General features: G+C 67.5%; 14 protein-coding genes and 1 pseudogene. 3 read left to right on the top strand and 12 right to left on the bottom strand.

Annotated features, from left to right (window positions below):
- Positions 1 to 147: 147 nt before the first annotated feature.
- From AC1Q5B_RS05360 to AC1Q5B_RS05410, 11 genes and pseudogenes are all read right to left on the bottom strand, one after another.
- Positions 148 to 3615: pseudogene (locus tag AC1Q5B_RS05360) on the bottom strand (hybrid sensor histidine kinase/response regulator).
- A 64-nt stretch (positions 3616 to 3679) separates the two neighbouring features.
- Positions 3680 to 5074: an FAD/NAD(P)-binding protein gene (locus tag AC1Q5B_RS05365; protein WP_492630686.1), complete on the bottom strand. Its 1395-nt coding sequence runs from the start codon at positions 5072 to 5074 to the stop codon at positions 3680 to 3682.
- A 49-nt stretch (positions 5075 to 5123) separates the two neighbouring features.
- Positions 5124 to 6533, bottom strand: a complete 1410-nt coding sequence (gene cls, locus AC1Q5B_RS05370; protein ID WP_492630687.1) for a cardiolipin synthase — start codon at positions 6531 to 6533, stop codon at positions 5124 to 5126.
- Positions 6534 to 6619: 86 nt separating this feature from the next.
- Positions 6620 to 6763, bottom strand: a complete 144-nt coding sequence (locus tag AC1Q5B_RS05375; protein ID WP_492630688.1) for a hypothetical protein — start codon at positions 6761 to 6763, stop codon at positions 6620 to 6622.
- Between the two features lie 299 nt (positions 6764 to 7062).
- Positions 7063 to 7227, bottom strand: a complete 165-nt coding sequence (gene rpmG / locus AC1Q5B_RS05380) for a 50S ribosomal protein L33 (protein ID WP_027070918.1) — start codon at positions 7225 to 7227, stop codon at positions 7063 to 7065.
- 13 nt (positions 7228 to 7240) lie between these two features.
- Entirely contained in the window at positions 7241 to 7477 is a 237-nt protein-coding gene (gene rpmB / locus AC1Q5B_RS05385; RefSeq protein WP_093489741.1) for a 50S ribosomal protein L28, read from the bottom strand.
- A 328-nt stretch (positions 7478 to 7805) separates the two neighbouring features.
- Entirely contained in the window at positions 7806 to 9575 is a 1770-nt protein-coding gene (locus AC1Q5B_RS05390; protein ID WP_492630689.1) for a DUF885 domain-containing protein, read from the bottom strand.
- A gap of 178 nt (positions 9576 to 9753) precedes the next feature.
- Positions 9754 to 10650 carry a ParB/RepB/Spo0J family partition protein gene (locus AC1Q5B_RS05395; protein WP_492630690.1) on the bottom strand — a complete coding sequence of 299 codons (897 nt, stop codon included), beginning with the start codon at positions 10648 to 10650 and terminating at the stop codon, positions 9754 to 9756.
- Positions 10650 to 11447, bottom strand: coding sequence for a ParA family protein (locus AC1Q5B_RS05400; RefSeq protein WP_492630691.1), 798 nt, complete (start codon positions 11445 to 11447; stop codon positions 10650 to 10652). Before AC1Q5B_RS05400 ends, AC1Q5B_RS05395 begins: the two co-directional genes overlap by 1 nt.
- Positions 11448 to 11610: 163 nt before the next feature.
- Positions 11611 to 12276, bottom strand: coding sequence for a 16S rRNA (guanine(527)-N(7))-methyltransferase RsmG (gene rsmG / locus AC1Q5B_RS05405; protein WP_492630692.1), 666 nt, complete (start codon positions 12274 to 12276; stop codon positions 11611 to 11613).
- Positions 12273 to 12902: a 4'-phosphopantetheinyl transferase family protein gene (locus AC1Q5B_RS05410; protein ID WP_492630693.1), complete on the bottom strand. Its 630-nt coding sequence runs from the start codon at positions 12900 to 12902 to the stop codon at positions 12273 to 12275. The genes rsmG and AC1Q5B_RS05410 overlap by 4 nt, the downstream gene beginning before the upstream one ends.
- A 174-nt stretch (positions 12903 to 13076) precedes the next feature.
- Between AC1Q5B_RS05410 and AC1Q5B_RS05415 the strand changes: the two genes are divergently transcribed.
- On the top strand, positions 13077 to 13334 hold the full coding sequence (locus tag AC1Q5B_RS05415) for a GlsB/YeaQ/YmgE family stress response membrane protein (RefSeq protein ID WP_162338966.1): 258 nt from the start codon (positions 13077 to 13079) through the stop codon (positions 13332 to 13334).
- A gap of 115 nt (positions 13335 to 13449) precedes the next feature.
- On the opposite strand, the gene xth is transcribed toward AC1Q5B_RS05415, so the two are convergent.
- Complete coding sequence (gene xth / locus AC1Q5B_RS05420; RefSeq protein ID WP_492630694.1) at positions 13450 to 14220, bottom strand: exodeoxyribonuclease III; 771 nt, start codon at positions 14218 to 14220, stop codon at positions 13450 to 13452.
- Positions 14221 to 14423: 203 nt separating this feature from the next.
- Here xth and AC1Q5B_RS05425 point away from each other — a divergent pair, with 203 nt between their 5' ends.
- Together AC1Q5B_RS05425 and AC1Q5B_RS05430 are read left to right on the top strand one after the other, a co-directional pair.
- Positions 14424 to 15512, top strand: a complete 1089-nt coding sequence (locus AC1Q5B_RS05425) for a type IV toxin-antitoxin system AbiEi family antitoxin (protein WP_492630695.1) — start codon at positions 14424 to 14426, stop codon at positions 15510 to 15512.
- A complete protein-coding gene (locus AC1Q5B_RS05430; protein WP_492630696.1) occupies positions 15497 to 16369 on the top strand; it encodes a hypothetical protein in 873 nt (290 codons plus the stop codon). The genes AC1Q5B_RS05425 and AC1Q5B_RS05430 overlap by 16 nt, the downstream gene beginning before the upstream one ends.

The following is a 16369-nucleotide window of genomic DNA, read 5'->3' on the forward strand; positions in this document are numbered from 1 at the left end:
AACTGAGGTCTGCCTTCTTGGCGCGTGCGTTATCCGACAATGCGGTGCAGCCTTGGGATATCAGGGTGTATAGGGGGTGATAACGTGGCGGCGGGGTAGCGTCTCGGCCAATGTGCCTCGGGCATGAGTCCATGCCTGCTGCGTCGTTCATTCGCTCGCTAGTGACGGTGCAGGCACGTGATGCGCTGCGAGGAACGCGCGCAGCGAGGCGGGCTTGACTGGTTTGGTCAGTAACCGATAGCCCCGCTCGCGCGCTTCGCGCTTCAGTTCATCGCGGCCGTCGGCGGTGAGCAGGGCGCCGGCGATGGGGCCGGGGCTGGCGGCGCGCAGGGCATCCAGCGTGGCCAGGCCGTCGAGGCGGTCGTGCAGGTGGTAGTCGACCAGCATGACGGTTGGACTTTCGCCTACCTTCTCCAGTGCTTCGTCCACCGTCGTGGCGGTGATGACCTCCACCTGCCAGCGGCCGAGCAGGGCCTGCATGCCGTCGATGATTTCGCGGTCGTTGTCCACGCACAGCACGCGCAGGCCGGCCAGCGACTCGCTGGACAGCGTGCGCCGCGACGATGTGCGTCGCTCGCTGAGCGCGGCGCCGCGCGGTACGACGATGGAGAACATGCTGCCGCGGTCCACCGTGCTGCGTGCATCCAGCTCGTGCCGGAGCAGGCGCGAGATGCGCTGGCAGATCGACAGGCCAAGGCCCAGGCCGCGCTCGCCCCAGTCGAAGGGTTGCTGGTAGCGGTGGAATTCGTCGTAGATCTGCCGCATGTGGTTCTCGGGGATGCCCGGGCCGGTATCCCAGACTTGCAGCGCGATCCGCTCGCCCTGCGCACGCATGCCGATCACGATGCGACCCTCGCGCGTGTAGCGCAGTGCATTGGCGAGGAAGTTCTGCAGCACGCGCCGCAGCAGGCGGCGGTCGCTGCGGACGGGGATCGCGCGCGCATGCACGTGCAGTTTCAGGCCGCGGCCCGCCGCGACCGGTGCGTACTGCGCCGCGAGCTCGCGCAGCAGTTCGCCCGCGTCGAAATCGGTGATCTGTGTCTGCAGCCCGCCGGCGTCCAGGCGCGACACGTCGAGCAGGCCGTCCAGCAGTTCTTCGGCCGCGCGCAGCGAGGCATCCACGCGTTCGGCCAGGTGCTTGCGCTCCTGCGCCTGGTCGTCGGCTCCTTGTTCGCTGTCGCGCAGCGCGCTGACGAACAGGCGCGCCGCATTGAGCGGCTGCAGCACGTCATGGCTGATCGCCGCCAGGAAGCGCGTGCGCGACTGCTGCGCGTGCTCGGCCGCCTCGCTGCGCTCGGCCACGCGCTGTTCCAGCGTCTCGTTGGTTTCCAGCAGCTGCGCTTCGGCGTGCTTGAAATCGGTGATGTCGTTGTAGCTGGTGACATAGCCGCCCCCGGGGAGCGGTTGGCCACGCATCTCGATCACCTGGCCGTCGGCGCGCACGCGTTCGAAGATGTGCGGCGAACCGGCGCGCATGTAGCGGATACGCTTGTTGATCTGCGCATCGATGTCGCCGTCGCCGAGTTCGCCGCGCTCGGCGTTGTAGCGAATCAGGTCGGCGACCGGGCGTCAGACGTACAGCATGCCGTCGGGATAGCCGAACATCTGCTGGTAGCGGCGGTTCCACGCGACCAGGCGCATGTCCGGATCGACCACGCTGACGCCGGCGCTGATGTTCTCCAGCGTGGTGGAGAGGATCTCGCGGTTGAAGCGCAGCTCCTGGCCGGCCTGGTCGAGCACGGCGACCACTTCGCCCAGCTCCATGCCCGAGCCGCGCAGCACACTGGTCAGCACGATGCGTGCGGAGGCGGCGCCGATCGCGGCGGCGAGCAGGCGCTCGGTGAACTGCACCCACGCGCGGTCGGCCGGCGCGTTCGGTTGCATCTCGCGCTCCAGTACCTGCGCCTGTTCCGCGAACGCACGGCGTGCATGGCGTTCGCCGACCACGCGCTCGGCCAGCGTGCGCAGGTCGCCGACGCGGACGCTGCCTGGCCATTCGCCGGCGACCAGCGCAGGCCGCTGCGCGTACGGATCAAGGAACGGCGCGGCGCGCAGGCGTTCGTCCACGCCGGGGCGCGAACGGGCGGAGACGATCATCATCGTGCCGGTGTTGACCAGCAGCGACCAGAACGTGCCGTGCGTCAGCGTGTCCCACCCGCTCAGGCCGAACAGCTGCTGCGGGCGCAGCCAGTGGAGGCCGAACGGACCGTCGTGCAGCCAGGTCAGGCCGAACCAGCCGGCCTGCGTCATCGTCGGCAGCAGCAGCGTGTAGATCCAGGTGGCGAAGCCGAGCACCATGCCGGCTTCCACGCCGCGCCGGCTTGCGCCGCGCCAGTACAGGCCGCCGATCAGGCCGGGCGCGAACTGCGCGACGGCGGCGAACGCCATCAGGCCGTACGAGGCCAGCGTGCTGTCGTTGCTGCTGCTGCGGTAGTAGGAATACGCCGTCAGCGCCAGCAGCAGGATGGCCACGCGGCGGATCCACAGCACGCGCGAGGCGACGTCCGCTTCCGCATGGTGCTGTGCCCAGCCGCGCCGCAGCAGCAGCGGCATGATCAGGTCGTTGCTGACCATCGTGGCCAGCGCGATGCTCGCCACGATCACCATGCCGGTGGCGGCGGAGAACCCGCCCACGTAGGCGATGATCGCCAGCGCGGTGCGTCCTTCCGCCAGCGGCAGCGCCAGCACGTAGCTGTCGTCGGCCACGCTGGTGCCCCCGAACAGCGACGCGCCCGCGGCCGCGACCGGTACGACCATCAGCGAGAACAGCGCGAGGTAGCCGCCGAAGAGCCAGCGCGCCTTGCGGATGTCGCCCACGTCGCTGCATTCCACCACCGCCACATGGAACTGGCGCGGCAGGCAGACGATGGCGAGGAAGCCGAGCAGCGTCTGCGCGATGAAGCCGACCGGCGGCGCGTTCTCGAACAGCGTGCGCGCCGAATCGGTCACGCGGAAGGCATTGTCGTCCAGCCACAGGTAGGCGAACACGCCCACCGCGATCATCGCCACCAGCTTGACCACTGATTCCAGCGAAATCGCCAGCATCATGCCGTGGTGGTGTTCGGTGGCATCGACCTGACGGGTGCCGAACAGCGCCGCGAACAGCGCCATCAGCAGCGCCACATACAGCGCGGGATCGGTGAAGAAGCCGTGCGTGCTGTCGCCGCCATCGCCGCTCAGCACGCTCAGGCTCATCGCCACGGCCTTGTACTGCAGCGCCAGGTAGGGCACTACGCCGATCAGTGCGATCACCGTGACCAGCGCGGCCAGCCGGCGCGAGCGGCCGTAGCGCGAAGAAATGAAGTCGGCGATGGAGACGGTGTTCTCGCTGCGCGCGATCAGCGCCAGCCGCTCGATGATGCGCCAGCCGAACAGCAGCAACAGGACCGGTCCCAGGTAGATCGGCAGGTAGCCCAGGCCGTTGCGCACCGCACTGCCGACCGCGCCGTAGAAGGTCCACGACGAGCAGTACACCGCCAGCGCCAGGCTGTAGACGACCGGACGCAGCCAGGGGCGGTTGGGATACATCGGGCGACGGTCGCCCCACCACGCCACGCCGAACAGCAGCGCGGCATAGCCGACCGACACCAACAGCAGGATCCAGCTGGAAACCAACGCCCTCTCCCCGGCGCTCGACGAGTGGTCGAGTGTACCGGCTGCCGCGCGTCGCGGCGGCGGATCAGGGGCTCGGGAACAGCAGCTCGCGTACGGCCGTTTCCGCCTGGCCGCGCAGTTCGGGGATGGCGATGCTCTCCCACACGCAGCCGATGCGCAGGCTGCCGAGGATGAACACGCGCGGCTGCGCGTCGCCGTCCGCATCGACCATGCGGCCGTCACGGGCCGCCTTCAGGCCGATGCCGTGCGGTCCCGGTTGCGCATGGCCCTTGCCCAGCACGTCGTGCAGCAGCGGGTTGCGCATGGTCTGCGCGCGCATTTCCACGCCGGTGGCGTTGACCACATAGTCGACATCGAACTCGTCGGTACGTCCGTCGCGGGTGTGCGTGGTCACGCGCAGGCCGCGGCCCTCGTTCATCACCGTGTCCAGCCGGCCGCGATGCAGGCGCAGCTGGCCGCGGTCGAGCAGGGCCTGCAGCGTGGCGTGCACTTCCGGCGCGATCCGGTGTCGGTGCACGTCCCACTGGCGCACGACATGGCGCAGGAAGCGGCGCTGGTCGGCGATCGACAGCGATTGCCACAGCGCCTGTCCATACGGACGGATGCGCTCCATCGCCGCCTGCCACGGCAGGCCGTCGGCGACCGCCTGCTTCGCCGCCTCGCGCAGGAAGCGCATGCGCGCGCGCAGGTCCATCGCCTGCAACAGGGTCGGGTCGAACGTGGCGGCGGCGCCGTGGCAGTGAGGCAAAGGCAGCAGCGCGTGCCGCGACAGCACGTGGATCGTGCCGGTGTGGCCGTTGTCGGCCAGGCTGAGCACGGTGTCGACCATGCTCAGGCCGGAACCGACGATGCAGATTTCGGCATCGGCCGGCATGCCCTTCACCGCATCGAAATCCCACGCTGCCAGCGAACGGCCCTCGGGCAGCTGGGGCGCGCCGCGCGCCGGCAGCGGCTTCGGCGTGTTGCCGACGGCGAGTACCACGCCGCGTGCGTCCAGCGCACCGTGTGCGGCCAGATGCAGCGTCGCACCATCGTCGCGCGCATCGAGTTCGGACACGCTGTCCTGCACGATCTGCAGCGAGGCGGGGCTGGCGGCGATGGTTTCCTGCAGGCGGGTGCGCAGATAGTCGCCATAGCGACGGCGCGCGATGAAGGCGTGCGCCAAGGCCTCGCGGTCCGGGCCACCGGGCGGCGTGGTGGCGACGACATAATCGAGGAAATCCGCAGGGCGGTCGTCGAACGCGCTCATGCGCGCGGCGGGGACGTTGAGGACGTGCTCGCCGTAGGTGGTCGCATAGGCCACGCCCTGCGCCAGCACCTCGCGCGGTTCGATCATCACGATGCGCAGTGGCGTGGTGGCCAGGCGCAGCGCCTGCATCGCCGCCAGCACGCCACCGGCGCCGCCGCCGATGATCGCGAGGTCGCAGGGCGGCAGGGGCGTCGGGGTCGCTTCGGTCATGCCGCCATTGTAGGCGAACGGGCCTCGGCGCCCCTGCGGCGCGATGACGCTACATCAGCGAATCGGCCAGCCGGGCGACGCCTTCGCGGCTGCGCTGCCAGCCGGGACGCCGCCGCCAGGCCTCGCGGTCGACATGGTCGGCGTGCGCCAGGTAATCGGCTTCGATCGCGCGGATGCGCGCCACGATGCCGGCGTCATAACAGACCAGGCCGATCTCTGCGTTGAGCGCGAACGAACGGATATCCAGGTTGATCGATCCGACCAGGGCGATGTCGTCGTCCACCGTCATATGCTTGGCGTGCAGGAAGTGCGGCCGGTACAGCGCGATCTTCACCCCGCAGACCAGCAGCTCCTCGTAGTACGACTGCTGCGCCCAGGCGGTCAGCGGCTGGTTGTTGGTGGCCGACAGCACCAGCTGCACCTCCACGCCCGACAGCGCCGCGATGCGCAGTGCGCTGAGGGTGGCGTCGTCGGGCACGAAGTACGGCGTGGTGAGCACCACCTTGTGCCGTGCGAGGTGGATCAGCGCGTTGACGGTATCGCGCGCGTTCTCGAACGGATAGGCAGGGCCACTGGGCAGCAGCTGCGCGGCGACGTCCTGTGCCTGCACGCCGAGGTCGGGCTGCACGTCGAGGCGCTCCCCGGTTTCGATGTACCAGTCGCTGGCGAATACGCCTTCCAGGTGCGACACCACCGGACCCTGCACGCGGGCGACCAGTTCGCGATTCGGATGTCCGGGCACGAACACGGCGTCCGCCAGGTTCTGCGAGCCCACGTAGCCGATGCGGTTGTCGATCACCGCCACCTTGCGGTGGTTGCGCAGGTCCATGCGCCCGCTGCGCCGCCATTGCAGGCCGCCGGGCAGCATCGCGTGCACCTGCACGCGGGCCGCGCGCAGGCGTGGCGCGTAGGCGCGCAGCCCGCGCTTGGCGCCGACGGCGTCCAGCAGCAGGCGGCAGGTCACGCCGCGCGCGGCAGCGCGGCACAGCGCGGCGGCGGCGGCTTCGCCCACGGCGTCGTCGAACATCAGGTAGTACAGCAGGTGCACCTGCTGCGAGGCGGCGTCGATGTCGTCGATCAGCGCGCGCAGCGACGCATCGTAGTCGTCCAGCAGCGCCACCGCATTGCCGTGCGTGGGCATGAAGGCGCCCTGGCGCTCGATCAGCGGAGCCATTTCGGCGGCGGCGCCGTCGCGCGGCGCCCAGCGCAGCGCGCTGAGCGGGCGCTGCTCCTCGCGGATCACGTCCGACGCGCGTGCCTGCCGCTCGATGCGTTCGCGCGACAGCCACGGATGGCCCAGCAGCAGGTACAGCGGCAGCCCGAGCAACGGCACGAAGCCGACCAGCAGCAGCCAGCTGCGTGCGGCGGCCGGCGTGGTGCGGCTGGGAATCCACCACAGTGCGGCCAGGCGGATGAGCCAGTCGACGATCAGTAGCGCGGTGCCGTAGGACCAGTCCATGGGGCGCATCCGTCCAACAAGGGGATGCGGTGATTCTGGCGTCGGGAGCGGGCAAAAGGAAACCCACCTTGCGGGTGATGCGCGGGTCAGACCTTGGAGCAGAACTCCCAGCAATCGGCCGCCACTACGACAATGGCGATCAGGAAATAGCGCCGATCACGTGAAAGAAGGGCCTTGTATCGGTAGTAGTCGCTCTTGAACGCGGCATACGGGTTGTTGTTGCGCGACATCGCCTGGCGCCTTGGCTTCGGGTACAAGCACCCTGCGCCTGAAGGTATGGCGAAATCCCGCCGATTGGTGACTAACGCGCGTTAGTGCTCGATGGAAGGTGCAGTAGGCAGGTCACTCGCATCTCGGTCTAACCACCCATTCGGGCTGACATCGCTCGCAGGCCTGTCTTAACTAAACTGTTTGGAGGCCCGGAAAACAGAAAACCCCGCCGGAGCGGGGTTTTCTTAGGCGCTGGATCCCGGCTTTCGCCGGGATGAGCTAGTGGCAAAGGCGTTCGCGTCGCGAACGCGCCACTAGCTCACTTGATCTTGCCTTCCTTGTAGATCACGTGCTTGCGCACGACCGGGTCGTACTTCTTGATTTCCATCTTGCCCGGGGTGTTCTTCTTGTTCTTGTCCGTCGTGTAGAAGTGGCCGGTGTTGGCCGAGGAGATCAGACGGATCTTGTCGCGCTTGGATGCCATGTGTAGTTACTCCTCAGACCTTTTCGCCGCGCGCGCGCAGCTCGGCCAGAACGGAATCGATGCCGTTCTTGTCGATGGTGCGCAGCGCGTGCGCGGACACTTTCAGCTTGACCCAGCGGTTTTCGCTGGCGACCCAGAAGCGGCGCTCGTGCAGGTTGGGCAGGAAACGACGACGGGTCTTGTTGTTGGCGTGCGAGACGTTGTTACCGGTCTGCACACGCTTGCCGGTGACTTGGCATACGCGGGACATACGCACCTCGATGGATGATTGTGTCGCCCATAGCCCGGGAGACGGCGGCCCGGCGGACGGCCTGCAGGGCAGGACGGACACCACGCGATACGGTAGGAAAACCGCTGCGGACACAAGCCGGAATCGCGTTTCCGGCCGCAGATCCGGCAATGCCGGACGCAGCGAGCCGCGCATTATGCCGGCGTTTCCCTTGTGCCGCAACCACTTAGCGCCCCAGCTCCCGTAGAGCGGAGCTTGCTCCGCTGCTTTACGGTCCGTGTCCGGTGCCGGTGGGGGTACGGACCCGAGCAAGCTCGGCTCTACGGATTGATCTCGCTTGCTTGTGAGATCAGGGCGCGGCCGCCGCCGGCCTGGCCGGACCGGCCTTGCTCTCGGCGATGAAGGCGCGGATCTGGCTTTCCAGCACCGGCAGGGTCACCGAGCCCTGCTTCAGCACGGCATCGTGGAAGGCCTTGATGTCGAATTTCGGTCCCAGCGCCTGCTCGGCCTCGCCGCGCAGGCGGACGATGGCGATCTCGCCCAGCTTGTAGCTCAGCGCCTGCGCCGGCCAGGAGATGTAGCGGTCGACCTCGGTGGTGACCTCGTGTTCGGACAGGGCGGTGTGGTCGCGCAGGTAGGCCAGCGCCTGGTCGCGGGTCCAGCCCTTGTGGTGCACGCCGGTGTCGATGGCCAGGCGCGCGGCGCGCCACATCTCGTAGGTCAGCCGGCCGAAGTCCTCGTAGGGCGTCTCGTAGATGCCCATCTCCTTGCCCAGCTTCTCGGTATACAGCGCCCAGCCCTCGCCGTAGGCCGAGATGTAGTTGTCGCGGCGGAAGGCGGGTTGCTCGCCCTGCTCCTGCGCCAGCGCGGCCTGCAGCGAATGGCCCGGCGAGGACTCGTGCAGCGTCAGCGCCGGCAGGTTGTACAGCGGGCGCGACGGCAGGTCGTAGGTGTTCAGCCAGTACGTGCCCAGACCGCCCCGGCCGGCGGTCCAGAACGGGGCGATGTCGGCCGGGACCTCGACGATGGTGAAGCGTCCGCGCGGCAGCGTGCCGATGTATTTGCCGACTTCGCCGTCGACGCGCTTGGAGATCCACGCGGCGCGATCGAGCAGTTGCTGCGGCGTCCTGGCGTAGAACTGCGGGTCGGTGCGCAGGAAGGTCAGGAAGTCGGCGAACGACCCCTTGAAGCCGGTCTGCTTGATGACCTCCTGCATCTCGGCCTGGATGCGCGCGACTTCCTTCAGGCCGATCTGGTGGATCTGCTCGGCGCTGAGGTCCAGCGTGGTGTACTCGCGGATCTGCTGCGCATAGAAATCCTTGCCGCCCGGCATCGCCTCGGCGGACAGCGTGGTGCGCGCCTGCGGCACGTACTCGCTGCGGAAGAACGTCAGCAGCGTACCGAACGCCGGCACCACCTGCTGGCTGATCGCCTCGCGCACGTCCTTGCGCAGCGCCTCCTGCTCGGCCGCGGGGATGCTGGCCGGCATCTTCTTGTAGGGCGCGTAGAAGGTGGACTGTTCCGGGTCCTTCAGATCGGCCACGGCGGCGATCGACACGTCGCGCCCGTCCAGCACAGCGCGTGGCACGGTGAAGCCGCGCTTCAAACCGCTGCGCATGTTGGCGATGTGCTGGTCGAAGTAGCGCGGCACGTCGCGCAGGCGCGCGGCGTAGGCGCGATAGTCGTTCGCCGTCTTCATCTGGCGGCGCGCCATGAACGACAGGTTCGACCAGAACGAGGAGTCCGAATTGAACGGCATCTCGTAGGCGCCCAGGCGCACTTCATCGGCCAGGTTCTCCACCTGCGGGCGGTAGATCGCCAGGTTGATGCGGTTCTCCGGCGACAGCGCCTTGGCGTCGATGCCGTCGAGGTCCTTCAGTACCTGCTCCCACACCTTCAACCGCGCCTGCTGCGCGTCGGCGCCGACATCCGGCAGGCGGCGCTTGTCGCCGCTGGTGTCGGCGTCCTCGTCTGCCTGGCCGGTCTGCTCCTGTCGCCACTTCCATTCCTTCTCATACAAGGCCTGGAAGCGCTTGTCGGCGTCGGAAGGAGCGAACGCGAGTGCGTGCAGCGGGGCGCAGGCGAGCAGGAGGGCGGTGCGGAGGTTCAAGGCGGACATCCGGTGGAAGCGGAATCCGGATGGTAATGCAGGGGCACTGTGCCCGTCCGGGCGGCAACGCTGGTCTTTGTGGGAGCGACGTAAGTCGCGAGTTTTTTGCTCGTCGGTGGACCTGCTTCACCGCTATCGCGACTTACGTCGCTCCCACATCCCACATCCCCGCAACAGCCTGAGCGGGTCAGGCTTTCGGGCGCAGGCGCTCGAGCACGCCGTCCAGCGTGTCGAGGTCGGTGTACTGGATGATCAGCTTGCCCTTGCCGCCGCGGCCATGGGCGATGGTGACGCGGGTGCCGAGGCTCTCGGACAGTTCGGTCTCCAGCGAGGCGATATCGGGCTGCGGCGCGGCTTTGGCCGGCTTGGCCTTCTTGCCGGTGACGGGTACCTTGCCGGCGGCGAACTGCTGCGCGCGGTGTTCGACTTCGCGCACCGACCAGCCCTGTTCGGCGGCATCGGACGCCAGCTTGCTGGCCAGGTCCGGCGACAGCGTGAGCAGCGCACGCGCATGGCCCATTTCCAGACGGCGCGCTTCCAGCAGCGCACGGATCGCCGGCGGCAGTTCCAGCAGGCGCAACAGGTTGGAGACCGCGGCGCGCGAACGGCCGACGGCTTCGGCGGCTTCGGCGTGGGTCAGCGAGAACTCGTTGATCAGCCGCTGCAGCGACTGCGCTTCTTCCAGCGGATTGAGGTCTTCACGCTGGATGTTCTCGATCAGCGCCATCGCGATGACGGTGCGGTCGTCCAGTTCGCGCACGACCACCGGCACTTCGGCCAGGCCGGCTTCCTGCGAGGCGCGCCAGCGGCGTTCGCCGGCGACGATCTCGAACTTGCCCGCCGAAATTTCGCGCACGACGATCGGCTGGATGACGCCCTGCGCCTTGATCGATTCCGCCAGCTCGGTGAGCTTGGAGGCATCCATCTGCATGCGCGGCTGGTACTTGCCCGGCTGCAGCTGCTGCACGGGCAGCGTGCGCAAGGCTTCGCCCGGCTGCGCTTCCGGCGGCGGCGTCTCGGCGGCCTTCGGGCCGAGCAGGGCTTCCAGTCCGCGACCCAGGCCGCGCTTCTTCGGGACGCTCATCACGCGTGCTCCATGTGCTTCTGTTGCTTCTTGCGGTCGGCGGCGCGGCGCAGGATCTCGCCGGCCAGGCCCAGGTAGGCGACGCCGCCGCGCGAGGCGCGGTCGTAGCCGACGATGCTCTGGCCGTGGCTGGGCGCTTCGGCCACGCGCACGTTGCGCGGCACGATGGTGCGGAACACCTTGTCGCCGAAATGCGTGGTCAGTTCGCCGGAGACGGCGTTGGCCAGGTTGTTGCGGATGTCGAACATCGTGCGCAGCACGCCTTCGATCTCCAGACCCGGATTCAGGCGCGCGCGCAGCGCATCGATGGTTTCCATCAGTGCGGACAGGCCTTCCAGCGCGTAGTACTCGCACTGCATCGGCACCAGCACGGAATCGGCGGCGGTCAGCGCATTGAGCGTCAGCAGCGACAGCGCCGGTGGGCAATCGATGATGATGAAGTCGTAGTCGCCGCGGATCGGCTGCAGCGCGCTCTTCAGGCGTTGCTCGCGACCGTCGGATTCCATCAGCTGGATCTCCGCCGCGGTCAGGTCGATGTTGCCCGGCATCAGGTCGAAGCCCTCGGCCGTGGTCACCACCGCCGCCTTCGCCTCCACCTCGCCCAGCAGCACGTCGCAGGTGGACGCTTCCACCTCGCGCTTGTCCACGCCGCTGCCCATCGTCGCGTTGCCCTGCGCATCCAGGTCGACCAGCAGCACCCGCTGCGGCGCGCGCGCGAGCGCGGCGGCCAGGTTCACGGCGGTGGTGGTCTTGCCGACTCCGCCTTTCTGGTTGGCGACGGCGATGATGCGGGCCATGCGAGGGCGCCTTGGTCAGTCCGGGGTGAGGGGGGATTATGCGGGCTCGGGCGGGGCCGTGCGAAATCAAAGCTACGGCGCCAGCGGCCACGTCCGGTCACGATCCCTTGCGTGCGCAGGCCCGGCCTGTCTTTTCAACGGCTTACGTGCCGTCGGTACCCGCTCACGCGCCCCGGTCGCGGCGTACGACGACCATGTGGCGCTCGCCGACGAGGCCCGGCACTGCCAGCGGCTGGATCGTCTCTACCGACCAGCCGGCGGGCAGGGCGGCGATCTCCTCGTCGGGGCGCATGCCCTTCATCGCCAGCAGCGCACCGCCGGGCTTCAGCAGGTGGCCGCCGACGGCGATGATGCCGGCCAGCACGTCGAGCGCGCGCGCGGTCAGCGCGTCGTGGGCCTGCGGTTCGTCCAGCGCTTCGGCGCGCGATTCGGCGACGCGCGCATTCTCCAGCTTCAGCGTGCGCACCGCTTCGCGCAGGAAGCGCGCCTTCTTGCCATTGCTTTCGACCAGCGTCACGCGCAGGCCGGGCTTGGCGATGGCCAACGGAATGCCGGGCAGGCCGGGACCCGTGCCGAGGTCGGCCAGCGCGCCCCCGTTCGCGGCCAGGTCGTCGACGAACGGATGCATGGCCAGCGAGTCCAGCAGGTGGCGGGTGACCATCTCGCGCGGATCGCGGATGGCGGTGAGGTTGTAGGTCTTGTTCCAGCGGTCGAGCAGGGCCAGGTAGGCGAGCAGGGGCGGTGCCAGCGCATCGGCGTCCAGTCCCAGCGCGGCGAGGCCGCGGTGCAGTTCATTGCGCAGGTCGGCGGAAAAGGCAGTGTCGGTCATCGCGGCATTATCGCAGGGCGCCACGCGGCGCCGCGCGGATGCCAGGCCAGGGCGGCCCGATAGCCGGGAGCAGGCGCCCATTCGTGCAGGCGCCAGTCGGCGGCACGGCCCAACGCGGGATCGCAGGCGGCCAGCCGCACGCCATCGTCGGCGAGCAGCACATGGAAGCGGTGCAGGCCGAACGAAATGCCCTGGCCATGTGCCTTCAGGATCGCTTCCTTGGCGCACCACAGACGCAGGAAGGCCAGCGTGCGCGCGTCTTCGTCGTCGAATGCATCGAGCCAGGCGGTTTCTTCGGGATGGTAGAAACGCTGCGCCAGTTCCATCGCGCGCGGACGCGGGCGCACCCGCTCCACGTCGACGCCCAGTTCCACCTCCTCGCCCAGCGCCAGCAGCAGCGCCTCGCCGCTGTGGCTCCAGCCGGTCTCCAGGTGGTGCAGCGGGGCGATGAAGTGCGGACGGCCCTGCGTATCGCGGGTGATCGGCAGTGCGTGCGGCAGCAGGCCGAGCGCGCGCGCCAGGTGCTCGCGGGCCGCCGGTTCGCCGCGTTGCCGCGGTGCATGCGGCAGCAGCCACAGCGCGATGCCGTCCAGCCGCCAATCCGCCGGTACGTCGCGCCAGCTCACATCATCGCCCCGGCTTCTTGGTGCGGCACAGCGTGCAAGCCTGCGGCGATGGCGCTATCAAACAGCTGCACGGAGGCTTCCCCCACAGGGTTAACGACGGTTTCACGCAGTGCGTTGGAGATTGAAGCGTGCCCCGCGCGTAGGGGTCCTGTCCATCGAGGGAGAAGCGACGCAATGAATTTTCTCATCTATCTGATCGTGGGTGGCATCGCCGGTTGGCTGGCGAGCATCGTCATGAAGCGCGACGGTTCCCAGGGCATCATCCTGAATGTCGTGGTCGGCATCATCGGCGGTTTCCTGGGCGGCTGGTTGTTGCCGACCCTGGGCCTGGGCCTGGGGGGCGGCTGGGTCGGTTTCCTGCTCACCGCCTTCATCGGTGCGGTGGTGCTGCTGCTGATCGTCAACCTGCTCACCCGCGGCCGCGCGAGGTAGCGGTTCCGCTGCGGCCGCGTGCGCGTCCGAGACGCACCCAAGGCCCGTGGCAACGCAAAGGCCCGGCATTTGCCGGGCCTTTGCTCATTCCGGAGCGGCTGTCTGCGCGCCGGGATCAACCGCCCAGCCGCACCCAGGCGGGCGCGTGGTCGCTGGGACGGTCCCAGGTGCGCGGTTCGCGGTCGATGCCGGACTCCACCGCACTGGCGCGCAGCGCATCGGACACCAGCGTCAGATCGATGCGCAGGCCCAGGTTGCGGCGCAGGCCGCCCATCCGGTAGTCCCACCAGCTGTAGACGTTGGCCTCGTCGCTGTGCAGGCGGAACGCATCGTGCAGGCCCAGCCCGTACAGCCGCTGCAGTGCGGCGCGCTCGGCGGTGGAGGTCAGGATGTGGTCGTCGTTCCACACCTTCGGATCGAACACGTCGCGATCGTCCGGCGCGATGTTGAAATCGCCCATCACCACCAGCTTGGGATGCGACTGCAGTTCGGCGGCGATCCAGTCGTGCACCGCGTCCAGCCAGCGCAGCTTGTAGGCGTACTTGTCCGTGCCCACGTCTTGGCCATTGACCACATACAGGTTGACGATGCGCACGTCGCCGACGGTCGCGGCGATCACGCGCTTCTGCTCGTCCTCGAAACCGGGAATGCCCACCTGCACGTCGCCGATCGGTTCGCGCGACAGCAGCGCGACGCCGTTGTAGGTCTTCTGCCCGGCGAACACGCTGCGGTAACCCGCTTCGGCCAGCGCGGTGTCGGGGAAGCGGTGGTCCTCCAGCTTGGTTTCCTGCAGGCCCACGACATCCGGTGCGAACGCACCCAGCCACTGCGTGAGGTGCGGCAGGCGCACGTTGAGCGAATTGACGTTCCAGCTGGCGATTTTCATAGGCGATATAACCTATTGAATTTATTTGATTTTATCATTTTGTATCTTCGCGATACCCCCAGCGATACCCCCAATTCCCCTGGCTCGCTGGCGCCTGCGACCGACTGTGCTTTCAGACTATAGCCCCCTTTCAGCGTTTGCTGAAACCTGTCGTTTTACTGAACACCCCTTGACTGTTTCACTAGCACTGCTATTTTCAGCAAATGCTGAAACAGGCCGAATCAGTGAAAGGCGTCGAATCCCGTGCTGCTGAGGCGCTCCAAGGCTTGCTCGGGCAGGTGCCTGCCATCACGGAGCTGAGCATCGAACCGCAGGTCGCCGCAGCCGACGAAGCGGTCGACTTCCTCGTATACCTCGAAGCGGCCGGCCAGCCCCGGTTGCTGGTTTGTGAAGTGAAGTCCAACGGCCAGCCACGGTACGTGCGGGCAGCACTTCTTCAGTTGCGGAACTACGTGGCACGGAAAGCGCAAGGTGCCATTCCGGTCTTCATCGCCCCTTATCTATCGCCGAATGCACAAGCATTGTGTCGTGAGGAAGGTGTCGGCTTTGTCGACCTCGAAGGCAATGTCCATCTGTCCTTCGATGGTATCTACATCGAGCGTCAAGTTGCGAACAAGCCAGACAGCGAACGCCGCGAACTCAAATCCTTGTTCACGCCGAAGTCGGCGCAGGTGTTGCGCGTCCTGCTCCGCGATCCAAGCCGGACCTGGCGGGTGGTCGAGCTTGCCGAAGCGACCGCCGTCAGCGTGGGCCATGTCAGCAACGTGCGCAGCAGTTTGCTGGACCGGGAGTGGGCTGAGGTATCAGAGGAGGGACTGCGCCTGTCCAAGCCCGATGCCCTGCTCGACGAATGGGCGGCCGCTTATCGGCCTCCCGCCGGAAAGCGCATGGGCTTCTATACGACGTTGCACGGCGGCGCATTGGACGAGGCAGCCCGACAGGTGCTGCATGCGGGTGGCGACGATGAGGCCCAAGCTGTGTTCGCTTCCTACTCTGCAGCGCAATGGCTGGCGCCCTACGCGCGTACCGGCACCCATTATTTCTACGCAGACGCCAAGGGCCTTGAACGACTTCGTGCGGCCTTGGGACTCTCTGCAGTCGTGAAAGGTCAGAACGTTGTTGTGACGGTGCCCAAGGATGACGGCCTGTTCCGCGATGCGGTCGAGCCGGCATCCGGCGTGGTCTGTACCAGCCCTGTGCAGACCTATCTGGACTTGGTTGTGTCTGGCGAGCGTGGTGTGGAAGCGGCTGACCATCTGCGCAAGGAAAAGCTGGCGTGGCAGAAAAATTGATCCCGCAGGAACCTCAATCCGCTGCCGACTACGATGACCGCACGACAGCCGCGGTGAAGACCGTGTTGGTCGAGATCGGCCAGATCCTCGGCAGCTTCAAGGGAAAGTTCGCCGTGGTCGGCGGCGCAGTGCCATGGCTGCTGCTCGCCAACGAGGACATGCCGCACGTCGGCACGCTCGACCTGGATCTCGGCCTCGATGCGGAAGCGCTGGGCGACGGGGAGTATGCGACGTTGGTGGCGTCGCTGATGGGACATGGCTACCAGCAACGCGAAGAGCTTCGCCGGTTCCAACTGGTGCGGCAGGTGCCCGCCGCCGATGGCGGCGCCCCGATCGATGTCATCGTCGATTTCCTGATGCCGCGTGATGCCGACATCGTGAAGAACAAGCCGCCGCTGATCGATAACTTCGCCGTGCAGCGAGCGGACGGTGCGGACCTGGCAACCCATTTCTACGAGATGGTGGCGGTGACCGGTTCCATGCCGGCCGGCGGCACCAATCGCGTGGAGATCGCGGTCTGCTCGATTCCGGCTTTGCTGGCGATGAAGGGATATGCCATCGAAGGGCGGCACAAGCAGAAGGACGCCTACGACATCTACTACTGCATCCGGAACTATCCGGGTGGCGTCGGGGCGTTGGCGGAAGCCTGCCGGCCGGTACTGGAACGGAAGAGCGGTGAAACGGGATACCACTTGATCGCGGGGAAGTTCGATACCCCGGAAAGCTACGGCCCGACCAGTGTCCGCTTGTTCGTGGAGGAAACGGCCGTGCTCGGAGACCGTACGCCGGAGCAATGGCAGCAGGACGCGTTTGGTCAGGTGGATGCCTGGTTGCGTGCGCTGGGCTTGAGGGACTGA

The organism is Pseudoxanthomonas sp. GW835-FHT14C01 (assembly GCF_058793715.1).

Bases quoted from the DNA above. Each gene is read 5' to 3' on its own strand.
- AC1Q5B_RS05365 (WP_492630686.1), bottom strand. From the start codon at position 5,074: ATGACCGAAGCGACCCCGACGCCCCTGCCGCCCTGCGACCTCGCGATC.
- cls (WP_492630687.1), bottom strand. From the start codon at position 6,533: ATGGACTGGTCCTACGGCACCGCGCTACTGATCGTCGACTGGCTCATC.
- AC1Q5B_RS05375 (WP_492630688.1), bottom strand. From the start codon at position 6,763: ATGTCGCGCAACAACAACCCGTATGCCGCGTTCAAGAGCGACTACTAC.
- rpmG (WP_027070918.1), bottom strand. From the start codon at position 7,227: ATGGCATCCAAGCGCGACAAGATCCGTCTGATCTCCTCGGCCAACACC.
- rpmB (WP_093489741.1), bottom strand. From the start codon at position 7,477: ATGTCCCGCGTATGCCAAGTCACCGGCAAGCGTGTGCAGACCGGTAAC.
- AC1Q5B_RS05390 (WP_492630689.1), bottom strand. From the start codon at position 9,575: ATGTCCGCCTTGAACCTCCGCACCGCCCTCCTGCTCGCCTGCGCCCCG.
- AC1Q5B_RS05395 (WP_492630690.1), bottom strand. From the start codon at position 10,650: ATGAGCGTCCCGAAGAAGCGCGGCCTGGGTCGCGGACTGGAAGCCCTG.
- AC1Q5B_RS05400 (WP_492630691.1), bottom strand. From the start codon at position 11,447: ATGGCCCGCATCATCGCCGTCGCCAACCAGAAAGGCGGAGTCGGCAAG.
- rsmG (WP_492630692.1), bottom strand. From the start codon at position 12,276: ATGACCGACACTGCCTTTTCCGCCGACCTGCGCAATGAACTGCACCGC.
- AC1Q5B_RS05415 (WP_162338966.1), top strand. From the start codon at position 13,077: ATGAATTTTCTCATCTATCTGATCGTGGGTGGCATCGCCGGTTGGCTG.
- xth (WP_492630694.1), bottom strand. From the start codon at position 14,220: ATGAAAATCGCCAGCTGGAACGTCAATTCGCTCAACGTGCGCCTGCCG.
- AC1Q5B_RS05425 (WP_492630695.1), top strand. From the start codon at position 14,424: ATGCTGAAACAGGCCGAATCAGTGAAAGGCGTCGAATCCCGTGCTGCT.